Source organism: Rhizobium sp. BR 314, from assembly GCF_047445805.1.
Lineage (GTDB): Bacteria > Pseudomonadota > Alphaproteobacteria > Rhizobiales > Rhizobiaceae > Rhizobium > Rhizobium lusitanum_B.
Genome location: NZ_JARWLA010000009.1, coordinates 105,001 through 120,476, shown reverse-complemented (window position 1 = coordinate 120,476; position 15,476 = coordinate 105,001). Strand labels below are relative to the sequence as shown.

Below are 15,476 nucleotides of genomic sequence, written 5' to 3'. Positions count from 1 at the left end.
CGCGGCGTTCAGGCTGCGGGCGGATTTGCTTTTGTGGGATCTTTGCCCGCATATCCGGGCGTGGAATGCCCGATAAAGAGGCCGGACATGCATCTATCGACCCAACGCACGATCCTCAGGCCTTTTGCGCCCGGCGACGCGCCGGATATCTTTGCTTGCATGTCGCCGGCAATTACGCGCTTTATGGCCTGGGAGCCGCCATCCACGCCGGGCGATTTCGAAAAGGTCTGGCGAGCATGGCTGGATGCGGCACGGGATGGAACGGAGTTTCATTTCGTTGCCCGTTCTTGCAATGACAATCGCTTCCTCGGCATCGTCGGTGTGCATGCAGCCCGCTCCGATACGCCTGAGCTCGGGATTTGGCTCCGCAGCGATGTGCATGGAAAAGGTCTTGGCCGCGAATTGATCGGGGCGGTGATCGGATGGGCAAGCGGATCGTTCCCTGTCCGTCACTTCGAATATCCGGTCGCCGAAGAGAATGTCGTCAGCAGGCGTATCGCCGAAACATATGGCGGCGAGGTGAGGGCACGCAGAAGCGATCCCAAATATCAATCTGTCGTCTATCATATCCCGCCGCGGCGGACGTAAGCCCGCCTCGGGGGCAGGCCACGGCTCTTGAACCCGCAATATCAGGCCGATAACGCTGTTTTTGTGTATCTTGCCTTGACCTCACTCGCGTTTCGCGTCGCCAGTCTCTATGATTCGGAAATGACCGAATCGAAATCCATGATCCTTGGCTGTAGCGGCCATACCATCACACCCGAAGAACGCTCCTTCTATCAGGCCGAGCAACCTTGGGGTTTCATCCTGTTTGGACGCAATATCTCCGAGCCGACGCAGATCGCCGACCTCGTTGCGTCCTTGCGCGATAGCGTTGGCCGCGATGCGCCTGTTTTCATCGATCAGGAAGGCGGCAGGGTGCAGCGCATCCGCCCGCCGATCATTCAGCATTACCCCTCCGGGCAGGCTTTGGGCGACATCTATCGTCAGGACCGCGAGCGCGGACTGCGCGCCGCTTGGCTGATGTCGCGGCTGCACGCTTTCGATTTGCTGAAATTCGGCATCAATGTCGATTGCCTGCCGGTGTTGGATGTTCCGGTGGAGGGGTCGAGCAATGTCATCGGCAATCGGGCCTATGGCTCCGATCCAGTGACGGTGACGGAGATGGGCCGCGCGGCGGCCGAAGGCTTGAAAGCCGGTGGTGTGCTGCCCGTTATGAAGCATATGCCTGGCCACGGCCGTGGTTTTGCCGACTCGCATCACGAGTTGCCCGTCGTTTCCGTGCCGCGTGCGGAGCTTGAGGCTCATGATTTTGCCCCGTTCGTCGCGTTGAAGGACGAATTGATGGCGATGACGTGCCATGTGGTCTTCACCGACATCGATCCGAGCAACCCTGCCACAACGTCGCGCAAGGTGGTCGAAGAGATTATCCGTGGCTATATCGGCTTCGATGGGCTGCTTCTGTCCGACGATACCTCGATGAATGCCTTGAAGGGCACGATCGGCGAGCGCGCTGCGAATATCATTGCTGGCGGGTGCGATATCGTGCTGCATTGCAATGGCGTTATGGACGAGATGCAGCAGGTAGTTCGCAATGTTCCTGCGCTGGCGGGTGCATCGCTGGCAAGAGCTAAGGCGGTCGAAGCGGCGTTCGGCAAAAATGATGGGTCTGACGAAGCTGCCATTCGCGCAGAATTCGATGCGATGTTTGCGGTGGCGTAAACCGGACTCGGAGGAGCTGACGGGTGAACAAGGTAGGCGGCACGGAAAAGCCTCAGCAGGCGGCAACGCCGATGGACAGGATCTGGCAGGAGGGCGAGACGCCGCGCGGCTCGCACGAGCCGGCTCTGGTCGTCGATATCGCCGGCTTCGAAGGGCCGCTTGACCTGTTGCTGCATCTCGCCCGCACGCAGAAGGTCGATCTATCGAGAATTTCGGTGCTCGCGCTTGCCGAGCAGTATCTTTCCTTCGTCGATGATGCCCGGCGCATCCGCATTGAACTTGCCGCTGACTATCTCGTGATGGCCGCATGGCTTGCCTATCTGAAATCCAAGCTGCTTATTCCGCAGCAAAGCAAGGAAGAAGGCCCGACCGGCGAGGAAATGGCGGCAACGCTCGCTTTCCGCCTGAAGCGCCTTGAAGCGATGCGCGATGCGGCAGCGAACCTCGTCAACCGCAATCGACTGGGTCGCGATATCTTCGTCCGCGGCGCGCCCGAGCATATTCCGGATCGGCGCCAGTCCGCCTTCGATGCCAGCCTTTACGACTTGCTCACCGCCTATGCGGGCCTGCGGCAGCGACAGGCGATCACGCAGGTGACGATCGAGAAACGCCGCGTCTGGTCGCTGGCTGACGCCCGCGTGATCCTGGACCGGATGATCGGCGAAATCACCGATTGGACGGCTTTGGAACATTATTTGCTGCGCTATATGACAAGCTCAAGCGATCGCGTTACGGCCATAGCCAGCGCTTTTGCTGCGTCGCTCGAACTCGTTCGCGAAGGCCAGATGGAAATTCGCCAAGAAGGCGCATTTCAGCCGCTCTACATGCGGCGCGGTCCGAAACATTCCTCGCTTGAAGCTGCGGAATAGGGCGGGGGATACGAGCGTGATCGAGCCGCATGACGATCAGCATGGCAACGAGCGCGAGGCCGCGGTCTCGGAGGCTGACGATCGCCGCGCCAGCGAGGCTGAGCGCATCGCCGAAGCTCTAGTTTTCGCGTCAGCACAGCCCGTTTCCGAGGCGTTCATCGCCGAACGTGTCGCGAAGGACATCGATGTTGCCGCTATCATGCGGAAACTCAAGGCGGATTATGCCATGCGCGGCGTCAATCTCGTGCAGATCGATGGCGCCTGGGCCTTTCGAACGGCGGCCGATCTCTCATTTGTGATCCGGCGTGATGAAAGCGAAGTTCGGAAGCTCTCGCGTGCCGCGCTGGAAGTTCTGGCTATCATCGCCTATCACCAGCCGGTGACGCGCGCCGAGATCGAAGACATCAGAGGCGTGCAGACCTCCAAGGGCACGCTCGATGTGCTGATGGAGTCAGGTTGGGTTCGTTTCCGTGGCCGCCGTCGTACGCCCGGCCGACCGGTCACGCTTGGCACCACAAGGGATTTTCTCGATCATTTTGGCCTGGAAGAACTCCGCGATCTGCCGGGAATCGAGGAATTGAAGGGGGCAGGGCTGCTGTCTGGCCGCATTCCGGCCAACTTCAGCATACCGTCACCCTTGATGAGCGACGAGCTCACGGAAGACGAAGATCCGATCACGCAGATGGATCTGGAAGAACTGGGCCTCCTGCCGCCTAGCGGCGAATCCTCAGGCGACTGAGCCTCTTCTCGCATCGTCATCGCAATATTGGCCGCTCCTTTCAAAAGATAGCGGCAGGTCTCTCTTTTGCCATCAGTAGATGCGAATATGAAACCACCCTCCTGACCTGGAGACGCGCGCTCGCTGCTCGCGACGTTTGTCATCCCCATCTGCGTGGATGCAGCGCATTTTGTTGTTTGAAAAACAAACGTAAACGTCTTACATCGTGAGGACATTGAAATCGGGAGTTATCGCAATGGGTTCTCTAAGCATATGGCACTGGCTCATCGTCCTGGCCATCGCGCTTTTGTTGTTCGGCCGTGGAAAGATCCCGGAGCTGATGGGGGACGTCGCTAAGGGCATCAAGAGCTTCAAGAAGGGCATGAGCGACGAGGACGAAACCTCTGCGCAGACGACGTCAACATCGACGTCCCGCACTGTCGAGCACAAGGCTGACGAAACGAAGTAAACATGTCGGGCAAGCGGAGGCCTGGCGGCTTCCCGTGTGCCCAGGAGCCTTTGCATGTTCGATATAGGCTGGTCGGAGCTGGTGGTTATTGCCGTCGTGGCCCTCGTGGTCATCGGCCCGAAGGAACTGCCGGCAACGCTGCGGACAATCGGCAAGATGACGGCGCGCGCCCGTAAAGTCGCCGGCGATTTTCGTGCCCAGTTCGACGAAGCGATGCGTGAAGCGGATCTGAATGACGTCCGGCAGACGATTGCCGATGCGCAGAAGCTCAATCCGGTGAATTCTCTGCGTGAGGCAATGAACCCGTTGCGCGAGATGGGCAACGAGATAAAGGCCGATCTCCAGCGTTCGACGACGCCGGACAAGCCAGCAATTGCCGCCACGCCGCTGCCGGCAGAGCCGGTACCGGGTGTCTCGGCCGGCCTGCCGGAAGCGCTTTCGGCAACTGCCGCGCCGAGCAATCCGTCGCCAGCGGCGGCGGCTGCGACGCAATCGGTCCCGATTGTCAGCGAAACCGTCGCAAAGCCGAAGAAGCCCAGAGCCAAAACGACCGCGAAGGCCGACGAAGTCGCCGCCGGCGCGGTAAAGACGCCCGTTGTCACGGAAAAGCCAAAGCGTGCGCCACGTAAAGTGGCAACCGCTGCCGTAGCGAAAACGCCCGCAGCTCCCAGGAAGCGTGCTACAGCTAGCAAGACAACGCCGAAGAAGAAGGACGACGCATGACGGGTGATATCGACGATAAGCCGCAGCCGCTTATCGAACACCTTATGGAATTGCGCACGCGGCTCATCTGGTCGCTCGTGTCGTTTTTCGTTGCCTTCATCGCATGTTTCGCCGTGGCGAAACATCTCTTCAACTATCTGGTCTATCCCTATAAATGGGCGGTCGAATGGGCGAATCTCGACCTTGCAAAGGCCGAGCTGATCTATACCGCGCCGCAGGAATTTTTCTTTACCCAGGTCAAAGTCGCCATGTTCGGCGCCCTGGTAATTTCCTTCCCGATCATCGCCGCCCAGATCTACAAGTTCGTGGCGCCAGGCCTCTATAAGAACGAACGCTCGGCCTTCCTGCCGTTCTTGATCGCGTCGCCGATCCTGTTTCTGATGGGCGCGGCGCTCGTCTATTTCTTCTTCACGCCCATGGTGATGTGGTTCTTCCTGAAGATGCAGCAGGCGCCGGGCGACGGTCAGGTGGGTATCGCGCTGATGCCGAAGGTCTCGGAATATCTGAGCCTGATCATGACGCTGGTCTTCTCTTTCGGCCTTGTCTTCCAGTTGCCGGTCATTACCACGCTGCTGGCGCGCGTCGGTCTGTTGACGTCGACCTGGCTTGCGGAAAAGCGCAAATTCGCGATCGTCTTCGCCTTTATCGTCGCCGCCGTGCTTACGCCGCCGGATCCGATGTCCCAGATCGGCCTTGCACTGCCGACGATCCTTCTCTACGAGATTTCCATCTACGCGGCGCGACTCGTGGAACGCCAGCGTACTCGGCAAGCGCTTGAAGAGGGTGGCGAGAGTTCCGACGTTGCCAAGACGGATTGACGTTTAGGCGAGGGAGGCCTCAGCCTCGTTTCTCAGGTATTTGCCGTTTCGACCTCCGACCGAAGTCTCGGTCGGAGTTTTACTCATGTGAAACGACCTGGAACGAAGATGCTTGATATCAGATGGATTCGTGAGAATGCCGAGGCTTTCGATGCAGCGCTTGCCAAGCGCGGCATGGAGTCTCTGTCGCAAAGCCTCATCGCGCTCGACGAGAAGCGCCGGTCCGTCGTGCAGTCCGTCCAGGATATGCAATCCCGCCGTAATACCGCCTCCAAGGAGATCGGCGCGGCGATGGCGCAAAAGAATACTGAGCTTGCCGAGAAGCTGAAGGCGGAAGTTGCCGACATCAAGGTCTCGCTGCCGGCTGCGGAAGAGCAGGAGCGCGCGCTGACGGCCGAGCTCAACGATGCGCTGTCGCGCATTCCCAATATCCCGCTTGAGGATGTGCCAGTCGGCAAGGACGAGCATGATAATGTCGTCAAGCATTCCTGGGGTGCCAAGCCGACGTGGAACCATCAGCCGAAGGAACACTACGAGATCGGCGAAGAGCTTGGCTATATGGATTTCGAGCGCGCCACGAAGCTTTCTGGCTCGCGCTTCACCGTGCTGACATCGCAGTTGGCACGCCTGGAGCGTGCGCTCGGCCAATTCATGCTCGATCTGCATACCGGCGAGCATGGTTACACTGAAGTCAGCTCGCCTCTGCTGGTGCGTGACGAGGCGATGTTCGGAACCGGCCAGCTGCCGAAATTTGCAGAGGATCTGTTCAGAACCACGGATGGTCGCTGGCTGATCCCGACCGCGGAGGTTTCGCTGACCAACCTCGTTTCTGGCGAGATCCTTGATCATGAGAAGCTGCCGCTGCGCTTCACGGCTCTGACGCCATCCTTCCGCTCTGAAGCAGGCTCGGCTGGCCGCGATACGCGCGGCATGCTGCGTCAGCACCAGTTCTGGAAGTGCGAGCTGGTGTCGATCACCGATGCGGAAAGCTCCATTGCCGAGCATGAGCGGATGACCGCCTGCGCCGAAGAAGTGCTGAAGCGCCTTGGCCTTCACTATCGCGTCATGACGCTGTCGACCGGCGATATGGGCTTCGGCGCTCGCAAGACCTATGATCTCGAAGTCTGGCTGCCGGGGCAGGATACCTATCGCGAAATCTCTTCCTGCTCGGTCTGCGGCGATTTCCAGGCCCGGCGGATGAATGCGCGCTATCGCGGTAAGGAAGACAAGAGCACGAAGTTCGTTCACACGCTGAACGGCTCCGGCACGGCCGTCGGCCGCTGCCTGATCGCAGTGCTTGAGAATTATCTGAACGCCGACGGCTCCGTCACTGTCCCCGACGCACTGCTGCCATATATGGGTGGTGTGAAGAGGATCGAGAAAGCGGCTTAAATCGAGGGGTGGGGCGATGCGCATACTTCTGACCAATGATGACGGCATTCATGCCGAAGGTCTGGCGGCACTGGAGCGCATTGCCCGCACCCTCTCCGATGACGTCTGGGTCGTGGCGCCCGAAACCGATCAGAGCGGCCTTGCCCATTCGCTGAGCCTGTCGGAGCCGCTGCGCATGCGCAAGGTTTCCGACAAGCACTTCGCGCTGCGGGGCACTCCGACCGATTGCGTCATCATGGCGATCCGCCAGGTTCTGGACAAAAAGCCCGACATCATCCTTTCAGGGGTCAATTCGGGCTCAAACGTCGCCGATGACGTTACCTATTCCGGAACCATTGCCGGGGCGATCGAAGGGACGTTGCAAGGCGTTCGTTCTTTCGCGCTGAGCCAAGCATATGTGTACGAGAATGGTGCCCGCATCGTGCCCTGGGAAGTGGCGGAGGCGCATGCTCCGGCTCTGCTTGGCAAGCTCATGAATGTCGATCTGCCCGACGGCACCTTCCTGAACCTGAACTTCCCGAACTGTCGCCCGGACGAAGTTGCCGGGACGGAAGTGACGGCGCAGGGCAATCTCGCCTTCAACGTTCAGGTGGAAGAGCGTGCCGATGGCCGCGGCTTCCCTTACTACTGGCTGCGTTTCGGTGAACGCAGCGGCATCTTCCGTCCGGGAACGGATATTCAGGCGTTGAAGCAAAATCGCATTTCGGTAACGCCTTTGAAACTGGATCTGACGGATTATTCGGCGCAAGACCGCGTGGCGCGGGCGCTTGGTATGGAGTAACGGATTGACGCCTCGTTTGGTGGAGAAGGAAGGCTTTGCAGCTGTTGTTCTGCGGCTGCGGGCTGAAGGCATATTGGATATCGATCTGATGACGGCCGTCGAGCAGACGCCGCGCCTGCCTTTCGTGCCGCCGCAATTTGCCGAGGATGCCTATTCCAGCCGGACGATTCCGATCGAGTGCGGCGCCTTCATGGAAGGCATCGACCTTGTCGTGCGCATCCTTCACAGCCTGAAGATTAAGCCGGGCCATCGCGTGCTCGAAATCGGCACGGGCAGCGGCTTTACTGCCGCCGTCATGGGGCGAATCGTCGAGCGCGTGCTCACCGTCGATCGCTACAAGACCCTGACGACATCAGCGCAGCAGCGCATGGATGCTCTGGGCCTGCGCAACGTCATTATTCGTCAGGCCGATGGCAGCGTCGGGCTGCAAAGCGAGGGCACTTTCGACCGCATCCTGGTGACATCAGCCTTTTCGACCATGCCGCGCTTCTATGCTGAGCAGTTGGTGTCGGGCGGATCAATGATCGCGCCGCTGATCGTCTCCGAGGATGTTTGCCGCCTGGTGCGGCTGACGAAGACCGGTAGCCGCTTCGAGCGCGAGGAGCTTTTCGACGTTCCTTACCAGCCCATCGTGCCGATGCTCGCCTCTTATCTTTGAGGCTCAATTCAGGCGGATGCAGCCGAAGCGGCAGGGCCGAAGGCTGCTTCTTTTTTCTATGGTTAGCAATTCCTCAAAAAAACACATGCCGCACCAGTGCTTTAACCGCATGGTAAGATTAACGCGCTTTAATCGACCCATAAACGGTTGCGTCTTAAGTGGGTCGAGTCATGGGTTTCAGTCTTTCTTCAAACTTCGGTAAATCGGCAGGGAAAGTCCTTGTGGCCATTCTTCTGGCGAGCACTGCAACAGCTTGTAGCTCAGACACGACCCGTTTCAGCGGGCTCTTCAACAAGACGGACAATGTGACGACGGGTTCGATAAACCGTCGAAGCCTCAATGGTCCGAACGGCGATCCGGTGCCGCGCGCCGATGTTGCGCAAGCCGGGGGCTACGGCCGGCAGGATTATTCGCAGCAGAGCGCACCGGTCTCGCAACCCTATCCGAACTCCCCGGCTCGCTATAATCCCTCTTACTCCAGCGCGCGGGCATCCGCGGCGCCGGTCGCAATTCAGCGCTCCGAACTTGCTCCTCCCGGCGCTTCCGCCGAGATCGCTCGTCCGCGAGCCGTCTCCAGGGCTGAAAACGAGGCCTTGGCCCAGCCATTCCCGGCGACGCGTGGCAATAGCGGTTCGCGCAACGCTCCGGCGCTCGCACCGGACACCCTGTCGACCGGCACGATCAAGACGGCCGCCACTACGCCGCAAATGTCTCCGGGCTGGACCACGGTCAATGCTCCGAGCGTGACGCTGCATCAGGGCGAAAACATCGCACTGCTGTCGCGCCGCTATGGGGTTCCGGAGAAGGAAATTCTGCGGGCCAATGGTCTGCGCAACGGCGCCGGTGCTCAGCCCGGTCAGCAGATCATCATCCCGACCCAGAATGGCGCAGGTGCCTCGAGCCCTGCGAAGATGGCTTCGGAAGCTACGGATCTGTCGAAGGGCGGCAAGATGCCAGGTCCGGGCAAGGCTCCGCAGCAAGACGCGCTTGCGCTGCCGTCCGGCAACCAGATGCGCGGCAAGTCTCAGGCCGGTCTTCCCGACCCGAACAAGCTTGCCGCCGGTAACGGAAAAGGCCCCGGCCCGAAGGGTGCTGGCAGCTATGTCGTCAAACCGGGCGACTCGCTGGCGAGAATTGCCAAGGAAAGCGGCGTTAGTGTTGCCGAACTGAAGCGGGCGAACAACATGCAGGCCGGCGACAGCATTCGCATCGGTCAGGCGCTGGCATTGCCGCATGGCGCCGTTGCCTCGGCCGATCCGGTCAAGACCGCTTCTATCGAGCCGCAGAAGGTCTCGGTTAAGCCGGGCGCCGTGCCTGTCGCTGAACCCGCTGCCAAGCAGGCACCCAAGGTTGCCGCGGTAGCCGATGCTCCGAAGGCGAAAGAGGTGGCCTCGATCGCTCCGAACCAGTCGATCAACGATGCGGCCAAATCAGACACGCAGGCGGATGCGCCCGAGGCAACCGGCATCGGCAAATACCGTTGGCCGGTCCGCGGTGCTGTCGTCGCCAGCTACGGCGCCAACGTCAATGGCAGCCGTAACGATGGTATCGACATCTCCGTTCCCGAGGGTACGCCCATCAAGGCCGCCGAGAACGGCGTCGTCATCTATGCCGGCAATGGCCTGAAGGAACTCGGCAATACGGTCCTCGTCCGTCACGACGACGGCACGGTTACGGTCTACGGCCACGCCGACGCACTCAGCGTTGCTCGCGGCCAGAAGGTTCAACGCGGTCAGACCCTCGCGACATCGGGCATGAGCGGCAATGTCAGCCAGCCGCAGCTCCATTTCGAAGTCCGTAAGAATTCGGCTCCAGTCAACCCAATGACGTTCCTTGAATAGGTCGTGCGTCTCAAGGACTCTGCAAAAAGCCCGGCGTTTGTCGGGCTTTTTGTCGTTTGGAGCATTGTATTCGCCGATCAGTCGCGCTCGAGGACGATGCGCAGCCGCCCGGCGAGATCCTGGATGTATTGCCATGCAACGCGGCCCGATCTTGCGCCGCGCGTCGTCGCCCATTCCAGCGCTTCGTGGTGTATCTTGGTGCGGTCGAGATCGAGCTTGAAATGGTCGGCATAGGCGTCGATCATTTGCAGATAGTCTTCCTGGCTGCACTTGTGAAAGCCGAGCCAGAGACCGAAGCGATCGGAGAGTGAAACCTTCTCTTCGACTGCCTCTGACGGATTGATCGCCGTCGACTGCTCGTTCTCCATCATGTGGCGCGGCAGCAGATGGCGACGGTTCGAGGTGGCATAGAACAATACATTGTCCGGGCGTCCCTCGACGCCGCCGTCGAGCGCTGCTTTTAGCGACTTGTAGGCGGTGTCGTCGTGGTCGAAGGAGAGGTCGTCGCAGAAAATGATGATGCGATGCGGCGCGGCCTTCAGAATGTCGAGCAGCACCGGCAGCGACGAGATATCTTCGCGATGGACTTCGATGAGCTTCAGCGACACGCCGGTCGCGCGGCGTACATCCTCATGGACCGCTTTGACGAGCGAGGACTTGCCCATGCCACGCGCGCCCCACAGCAGCACGTTGTTGGCAGCAAAACCCTCGGCGAAACGCAGAGTGTTTTCGTGCAGAATGTCGCGCACATGATCGACACCGCGAATAAGGGTGATCGCCACCCGGTTCGGCCGCGGCACGGGCTGCAGATGCAGTCGGGCAGGAGCCCATACGAAGCAGTCGGCGGCATTCCAGTCATTGATGGCCGGAGCCGGCCCGGCCAGACGTTCGACAGCATCGGCAAGGCGACGAACTTCGGCAAGGATCAGGGCGTTTTGGTCTTCAGTCACCGTTTTCCTCCTGAATATTGAACAAGAAAGTCGTAAAATGCGCGCGCTGTCTTGCCGGGTATCATGCTCCTTTCGGGCCTGAAAGGCTAAGAGACCGGGAAAACGGTACGGTTGGCGGCTGTTTTTGTTGCAATCGCCATGCGCGTAACTATATTCCGGCCACCTGACGCGGGCCCGGTTCCCGCAAGGAGTTCAAGGGAGTTCTCGATGTTTATCACCAACGCATATGCGCAGAGCGCTACAGAGTCGGCCGCTAGCGCTTTCGGCGGTTCCGGCTTTGAAATGATCATCCTGTTTGTGCCGCTGATGGTCGTTTGGTATTTCCTTCTCATCCGTCCGCAGCGTGCGCAGGCGAAGAAGCGTGACGAGATCCTGAAGAACATTCGCCGCGGCGATCAGATCGTTACCAGCGGCATTGTCGGCAAGGTCACGAAGGTCATCGACGAGAAGGAACTCGAAGTCGAAATCGCAGACGGCGTTCGCATCCGCGTCGTCCGCAGCGCCATTTCCGAAGTTCGCGTCAAGGGTGAGCCCGTCAAGGCCGACGCAGCGTAAGCTTCTCGCGTGCAGGCAGCTCGCCTGGCGAGTGCATGTCTTCGAAAATCGGAATCGACTTTCTTGAGAGACTGTGCACAAATTCAAGGTGTTACTGCGCCCATTGCAATTCCTATGGAGAGCGGGGCGCAGTAGAGAAGCCCAAATTCGAGAGAGCGATGCTGCACGTCTCCTGGTGGAAGACCACCCTGATCTGGTTCGCCGTTCTCTTGAGCGTGCTTCTTGCCATCCCCAACCTGCTTGGGGAGCATACAGTTTCCTCGCTTCCTTCCTGGTGGGCGCATAGAAAGATCGGGCTCGGGCTGGATCTGCGCGGCGGCTCGCATCTTCTGCTGAAGATAGAACGGGACGATGTCGAGAAGGATCGCCTTGAAAATCTCGTCAGCGATATCGCGAGCCGGCTGCGCACCGTCAATATTGCCTATTCCGGCCTGACCGGGACCGGACGGAAGATTGAGCTTCGCATCAACGACACCGCACAGGTCCAGGCTGCCCTGACGGCATTGCACCCGCTCACGGCAGGATCGGATAAGCCGCCGGTCAAGCTTTCCCAGGGCGCGAACGGCGCAATGACCTTCGATATCACCGACGAGGATATCAATAGTCACGTCTCCTCCGCTGTCGTCCGCTCGATGAAGGTTATTCGTGATCGCATTGCGCAACTGGGCGTGGGCGAGCCTTTGATCCGCCGTCAGGGGCGGGATCGCATTGTCGTGCAAGTCCCCGACCTTGCAGATCCACAGCGGTTGAAGAACCTTCTCGGGCAGCCAGCCGAACTCAGTTTCCGCTTGGTCGATCAGTCCATGACGGTACAGGCGGCCATGGATGGCCATCCGCCCGCCGGCTCAGACGTCATGTTTTCCGAGGACGATCCGCCAGTCGGTTATCTCGTCCAACGACAGCCTATCCTCTCAAACGTGGATTTCGCCGACGCCGAGGCTGTGGTCAACAACGGAGGCGGGACGGTTTCCGTCAAGTTGACGCCGGAAGCAGGCCATCGTTTCGCGCAAACGACGGCAAGCAATCTTGGCCGGATCGTTGTCGTGGTGCTCGACGATCAGATCATCTCCACCGCCGCGCTGAAAACGGTGATCGCAACCGGGGAAGTCGATATCCCCGGCGACTTCACGGCCCAGGGATCCCAGGACCTTGCCGTGATGATCAAGAGCGGACCGTTGCCCGCAACGCTGACACCGGTCGAAGAGCGAACCATCCAGCCCGGCCTGGGCAACGAGGCGGCGCGCTTCGGCATCATTGCCTGCATCGCCGCCGCATTGTTCGTGACCGCCCTGATGATCGGCTTCTATCGTCTGCTCGGCGTTGTCGCGACCATCTCGCTGATCATCAACATCGTGATGGTCGTCGCTATCATGGGATTGTTCGGCATAGCACTGACATTGCCCGGTGTTGCCGCAATCGTCCTCATCATCGGTATCGGGCTCGATGCTCTGGTTTTGATCTACGAGCGCGTGCGCGAGGAGGAAAAGAAGACCCATCTCCTCGTCGATGCGCTTCGCCATGGCTTCAATAGGGCCGCGGCAACCGTGGCCGACGCCAATCTGACGGTGCTCATCGTCGCTGCCATTCTGTTTTACGCCAGCAGTGGCTCCGTGCGTGGCTTCGCAGCGACCCTGATCATCGGCGTTTTCACGACCTTCTTCACCTCATGCTTCGTCACTCGCTCGCTCGTGGACATGTGGATATCGCATCGCAAGCCGCGCACACTGCTTGTCGGTGTTCGCAGCGGTGTTTTCGACAATGCCAATATCCGCTTCATGGGCATTCGCCGCTTCACCTTCACGATATCGGCGGCTCTGTCGGTTGCGACCCTTCTCGCCTTCGCGACGGTCGGCATGCATCTAGGCATCGATTTCGCCGGCGGCTCCATCATCGAGGTTCGCGCCAAGCAGGGTGTTGCCGATCCGGCAGATATTCAATCCCGCCTTGAGAATATCATTCCAGGCGACGTCCAGGTCGATAGGCTCACCGATCGCCTGGGAGCGGTCATTCGCGTGCATGCGCAGGATGGGGGAGAGAATGCGGAACAGTCAGCTGTAACTCTCGTGCGCGAGGAATTGGGCAAAGACTATGATTTTGCCCGCGTCGAGGTCGTTGGTCCCGCCGTTTCCGGCGAAATCACGACCACCGCCTCGTTTGCCGTTCTCGCGGCACTGATTGCAATTTTGATCTACATCTGGCTGCGGTTCGAATGGCAGTTCGCAGTCGGCGCGATCATCGCCACACTGCACGACGTCATCCTGACGCTCGGCCTTTTCGTGCTATCAGGCATGGAATTCAACATGACCGGCATTGCCGCGATCCTGACCATCGTCGGCTATTCGCTGAACGATACGGTGGTGGTCTACGACCGGATGCGCGAGAACTTGAAGCGCTATTCGCAGATGCCGCTGCCGATCCTGATCGATGCCTCCATCAATCAGACACTATCTCGGACCATTCTGACATCCGCGACGACGCTTCTGGCACTGTTCGCGCTCTACATTTTCGGCGGCCAGGTGATACGTTCGTTCACCTTCGTGCTGCTTTTCGGCGTCGCCGTCGGCACTTTCTCGTCGATTTATATTGCGGCGCCCGTGCTGATCCTGTTCAAGCTGCGTCCGGACAAGTTCCAGGCCGGCGGTGAAAGCAATGGGCCTGCAGCCGGCGACATTCAGTCAGGCAAACCAGCGGTGTAAGACATTGGCAAAAGGTATAGAAATTCGCAACGCGCATTTTCCAGGGCGCGCACCGATCGACGCTTATGGCAATGGTGGCTTCCGCTTTGCCGACATGTCGCATCGTGGTTCGCTGCTTTGCCTGCCATCGGGCATTTACGGCTGGGACATGCTGCAGGGCGATGCTCTGACGCCAGATCGTTTTCAGAGGGTTCTCGATGAGGCCGCCGATATTGAAGTGCTGCTCGTCGGCACGGGCATGGAGCTGCGGCCGCTGCCGGCCGACCTCAAGGCTGCCTTACGCGCCAAGCAGATTTCGTCGGACCCGATGAGCACAGGGGCGGCGGTACGCACCTTCAATATCATGCTATCCGAGTCGCGCGCCGTGGCCGCTGCACTGATTGCGGTTTGAGATCCGGACCGAAGCATGACGACGACAGCCGCGCCGCGCGACAATCGAGACATTTGCCTCGCCACGCTTCGAGATACCGATCGTGATCGTTATCTCGCCTGCCTGCTGGCACCGGAAGACAAGCGCCCCGCGCTTGCTGCGCTCTATGCCTTCAATGCCGAATTGGCACGCATTCGCGATCTCGTGCATGAGCCACTGCCGGGCGAAGTGCGAATGCAATATTGGCGCGATCTTCTCGAAGGCCAGGCGCACGGGTCGAGCGAAGCCAATCCGATTGCCGCCGAGCTCCTGACGGCGATCGAGCAATACCGGTTGCCGCGCCAGACGCTGATCGACATGATCGATGCGCGCATTTTCGACCTCTACGACGATCCGATGGAGACGCGTGGCAATCTCGAAGGCTATGCCGGCGAGACGGCATCAGCTCTCATCCAGCTTGCGAGCCTGGTTCTATCGGCGGAAGAGGCGAAGCGTTCGGCCGATGCCGCGGGTCACGCCGGCGTCGCCCAGGCGATTGCCGGGTTGCTGTTGCTCATGCCGCTCTATCGTCATCGCGGCCAGCTGTATCTGCCTCTTGAGATTCTCACTGCGACAGGCCTCGATCGCGATTCATTCCTTGCCGGTGAAGATCGGGCCCGTATTTCCGTGGCGATCGAGGCATTCGCAGGTCTCGGCCGCGAGCACTTGGCCAAGGCCAGGGCGGCTGGCGCCATCCCGGCTGCGGTGTTTCCGGCGTTTCTGCCTGCCACGCTGGCAGAGCCCGTCTTGAAGAAGGCCCAATCGCTCGGAGCCGGTCTTTTCGACCATCCGCTGGCGCTGCCGCAATGGCGTCGTCAGATGCGCATGGCGATAGCGTCGATCACAAAGAAAATCTAAAATACACCAAGCTCGCG

At 59.9% G+C, this 15,476-nt stretch carries 16 protein-coding genes; 15 read left to right on the top strand and 1 reads right to left on the bottom strand.

Translation table 11 applies throughout. The annotated features are described in order from the left end of the window. The first annotated feature begins 87 nt into the window (after window positions 1-87). From QD461_RS14665 to QD461_RS14615, 11 genes are all read left to right on the top strand, one after another. Entirely contained in the window at window positions 88-588 is a 501-nt protein-coding gene (locus QD461_RS14665) for a GNAT family N-acetyltransferase (RefSeq protein WP_414088397.1), read from the top strand. A gap of 120 nt (window positions 589-708) precedes the next feature. Beyond that, the gene (gene nagZ, locus QD461_RS14660) at window positions 709-1,722 is read left to right on the top strand and encodes a beta-N-acetylhexosaminidase (RefSeq protein ID WP_414088396.1); all 1,014 of its coding nucleotides are present in this window, start codon (window positions 709-711) and stop codon (window positions 1,720-1,722) included. A gap of 23 nt (window positions 1,723-1,745) precedes the next feature. Next, window positions 1,746-2,591: a segregation and condensation protein A gene (locus tag QD461_RS14655; RefSeq protein WP_414088395.1), complete on the top strand. Its 846-nt coding sequence runs from the start codon at window positions 1,746-1,748 to the stop codon at window positions 2,589-2,591. Between the two features lie 16 nt (window positions 2,592-2,607). Further along, window positions 2,608-3,330: an SMC-Scp complex subunit ScpB gene (scpB, locus tag QD461_RS14650; protein ID WP_414088394.1), complete on the top strand. Its 723-nt coding sequence runs from the start codon at window positions 2,608-2,610 to the stop codon at window positions 3,328-3,330. A 235-nt stretch (window positions 3,331-3,565) separates the two neighbouring features. Further along, window positions 3,566-3,778 carry a twin-arginine translocase TatA/TatE family subunit gene (locus QD461_RS14645; RefSeq protein WP_184702105.1) on the top strand — a complete coding sequence of 71 codons (213 nt, stop codon included), beginning with the start codon at window positions 3,566-3,568 and terminating at the stop codon, window positions 3,776-3,778. Window positions 3,779-3,832: 54 nt separating this feature from the next. Continuing rightward, the gene (tatB, locus tag QD461_RS14640; protein WP_414088393.1) at window positions 3,833-4,501 is read left to right on the top strand and encodes a Sec-independent protein translocase protein TatB; all 669 of its coding nucleotides are present in this window, start codon (window positions 3,833-3,835) and stop codon (window positions 4,499-4,501) included. Next, window positions 4,498-5,319 (top strand): twin-arginine translocase subunit TatC, encoded by an 822-nt coding sequence (gene tatC, locus QD461_RS14635; RefSeq protein ID WP_184702109.1) that lies wholly within the window; start codon window positions 4,498-4,500, stop codon window positions 5,317-5,319. The genes tatB and tatC overlap by 4 nt, the downstream gene beginning before the upstream one ends. 108 nt (window positions 5,320-5,427) lie before the next feature. Then, window positions 5,428-6,711 (top strand): serine--tRNA ligase, encoded by a 1,284-nt coding sequence (gene serS / locus QD461_RS14630; RefSeq protein ID WP_414088392.1) that lies wholly within the window; start codon window positions 5,428-5,430, stop codon window positions 6,709-6,711. 16 nt (window positions 6,712-6,727) lie between these two features. Continuing rightward, window positions 6,728-7,492 carry a 5'/3'-nucleotidase SurE gene (gene surE, locus QD461_RS14625; RefSeq protein WP_414088391.1) on the top strand — a complete coding sequence of 255 codons (765 nt, stop codon included), beginning with the start codon at window positions 6,728-6,730 and terminating at the stop codon, window positions 7,490-7,492. Between the two features lie 4 nt (window positions 7,493-7,496). After that, entirely contained in the window at window positions 7,497-8,150 is a 654-nt protein-coding gene (locus QD461_RS14620) for a protein-L-isoaspartate(D-aspartate) O-methyltransferase (protein ID WP_184702114.1), read from the top strand. A gap of 170 nt (window positions 8,151-8,320) precedes the next feature. Next, window positions 8,321-9,991, top strand: coding sequence for a peptidoglycan DD-metalloendopeptidase family protein (locus QD461_RS14615; RefSeq protein ID WP_414088390.1), 1,671 nt, complete (start codon window positions 8,321-8,323; stop codon window positions 9,989-9,991). Window positions 9,992-10,068: 77 nt separating this feature from the next. Here QD461_RS14615 and QD461_RS14610 read toward each other — a convergent pair whose 3' ends face one another. Then, a complete protein-coding gene (locus tag QD461_RS14610) occupies window positions 10,069-10,941 on the bottom strand; it encodes an ATP-binding protein (RefSeq protein WP_414088389.1) in 873 nt (290 codons plus the stop codon). Between the two features lie 207 nt (window positions 10,942-11,148). Here QD461_RS14610 and yajC point away from each other — a divergent pair, with 207 nt between their 5' ends. The 4 genes from yajC to QD461_RS14590 all read left to right on the top strand — a co-directional run bounded on the left by yajC (window position 11,149) and on the right by QD461_RS14590 (window position 15,459). Next, window positions 11,149-11,496 (top strand): preprotein translocase subunit YajC, encoded by a 348-nt coding sequence (gene yajC / locus QD461_RS14605; RefSeq protein ID WP_414088388.1) that lies wholly within the window; start codon window positions 11,149-11,151, stop codon window positions 11,494-11,496. A 158-nt stretch (window positions 11,497-11,654) separates the two neighbouring features. Next, window positions 11,655-14,192, top strand: a complete 2,538-nt coding sequence (secDF, locus tag QD461_RS14600; protein WP_414088387.1) for a protein translocase subunit SecDF — start codon at window positions 11,655-11,657, stop codon at window positions 14,190-14,192. A 4-nt stretch (window positions 14,193-14,196) separates the two neighbouring features. Further along, a complete protein-coding gene (locus tag QD461_RS14595; protein ID WP_184702124.1) occupies window positions 14,197-14,583 on the top strand; it encodes an Mth938-like domain-containing protein in 387 nt (128 codons plus the stop codon). Between the two features lie 15 nt (window positions 14,584-14,598). After that, the gene (locus QD461_RS14590; RefSeq protein WP_414088386.1) at window positions 14,599-15,459 is read left to right on the top strand and encodes a phytoene/squalene synthase family protein; all 861 of its coding nucleotides are present in this window, start codon (window positions 14,599-14,601) and stop codon (window positions 15,457-15,459) included. The last annotated feature ends 17 nt before the right edge of the window (window positions 15,460-15,476 follow it).